The 2,021-nt window shown below is 30.5% G+C and carries 2 protein-coding genes; both read left to right on the top strand.

Annotation, left to right across the window (positions count from 1 at the left end; translation table 11 throughout):
- Positions 1 to 972 (top strand): RES family NAD+ phosphorylase (locus KI356_RS26650; RefSeq protein WP_212936954.1); only part of this gene is annotated, 972 nt, incomplete at its 5' end.
- A gap of 418 nt (positions 973 to 1,390) precedes the next feature.
- Positions 1,391 to 2,021 (top strand): hypothetical protein (locus KI356_RS26645; protein WP_212936953.1); only part of this gene is annotated, 631 nt, incomplete at its 3' end.

The raw sequence follows: 2,021 nt of genomic DNA, 5'->3' as shown, positions 1-2,021 counted from the left end.
AGCATCAATAAGAATCAAGAGTTGTTAAATGGAATTACAGGTACAACGAAACTCATGGATAGCATCAATAAGAATCAAGGATTGTTAAATGGAATCACAGGTATAACGAAACTCACGGATAGAGACTCACTTAGTGGATTTAAAAACTTAGTAGCACCTAAAGAAACAATTGAAAATGTTTTTCCGTATAAGAAAATTAATAGACATGATGTTAGTAATATCTTTTTTGGTTTATCTCCATCTGAATATAAATTAGAAAATGATATTAAGGAAAATAAGGTTAATACTTACCTTGTCAAAAAAGATACTAGTGAAGAGATTCCTGTTAAGTCACTAGTAAGTACAATAGGGGCAGGGGATCTATTAAGGAATATCACAAAGGAAGAAGTAATATCGTTTTATTTACATTTATCTAGGTACCCTATGTTAGGTCTTGAACATGAAGTAGGGAAAAGAATACTAAATGAATTAGAACAAGTCAAAATTATAAATGTACAAAATAAAGTGTTATATAGAGCAAGACCTAGAGATTCAAAGAAAAGAGTAATTCCGTATAGTTCAGATGAGATGTTTTCTGCTCCATATGGTGTGTCTGGACATGGGAGATTTAATGTCGTTGGACAAGGGGAATTATATACTTGTGATAATAAGGATATTGCTGTTACGGAATGTGTAAAAGGGGCAGATATTACAGTTGATATTATTGAATGGGAGTTAATTGAAGATATTAAATTGATTGATTTAACAGATATAGAATCACCTCTAGTTCAATATTGTAGTTTTAGTGCCGAAACTTCGTCTGGTTTAGAGTATTTAGTACCAAATTTTATAGCTCAATGTGCAAAAAGTAAAGGAATAGCTGGGATTGTTTTTATAAGTGCTCAAAAGAGTGATGCCTTGAATTATGTTTTTTTTGATTATCAAAAAGGTTGGTTCAAAACACTAGGTGTAGATGAAGTAATAAGCGCATAAAGGGGCTTATTACTTTTGAGCCTAGAAATTAATTTATAATTATATACAATGAAAAGGAATATAAGGATGTTGAAATAAGGTGGCTTGATGGAGAGGAGATCTCCACTGTTGCATCTCGATCATTAATAGGGAAATAGTGGATTTTCTTTATGACATGAATATTTATGCCATCACTAACTCTGAATTTATATGTGGGATATAAAAAAATTCTTGTACATAACAAATTCTTTCTTCAAATTAATAGGAAGGGAGGAAGTATTCTATTACCTTATATACGGATTGAAAAAAAAGGGTATAGCCAAATGTTAAAATTTTCATTTTGATTACAATGTTAGATTTTAATTAGGGGGAATTATTAGTATAATATATTTCGAGTTCATAAGCTTGGTATTCTTAGATATGAAAAGGGAGTATAAACATGATTGATGAAGCAACAGGTATTTGTATAAACTGCGCTAAAAATGAAGAACTAAAAAAGTACTTGCAGACCTGCTTTTTAGATAATAGCGAATGCTTAATCTGTGGGGAAAAGGAAAGCTCGATTGATATAGAGGAGGATAAAAAGTTTATCGCCTTATTAAAAGCTTTAATAAGATTACACTATAATGAGTTACAGTATAATCACCATTGGGGTGGGGATAAGTTGTATATTATCTTAGAAAAGGATAATCCAATCCTAAATCATCACTATTTAAGCCCTGAAAATCTTGATTTCTTAGTAGGTTTGATTGAAGAGGATTCATATTCGAAACCAAAATATGGAATTCCACTATACATGGGTTTTGATTCTGACAATAATCGTCGATTTTTTGGACTAACCTTACAAGAAGAAGTATCGAGTATAATCAGTGAGTACGAAAATAGGTTAAAAATTGAAAACCAATTTAAAATAGAGGGAGAAGCCTTTACTTTAATTAAAAAATTTGAAAGTGACATAACTAATTATTTAGACATAAAAAAAGATTTATATCGTGCAAGAATTGGATATGAAAAGAAGATTTTTAATTATGATATTGAGCCAATCAGTTTGATTTCTCCAGAAGAGGGGA

The organism is Bacillus hominis (genome assembly GCF_018332515.1).
GTDB lineage: Bacteria > Bacillota > Bacilli > Bacillales > Bacillaceae_G > Bacillus_A > Bacillus_A hominis.
Note: the sequence above shows the minus strand (reverse complement) of the source record. Positions and strands in the feature narration are given on the sequence as shown.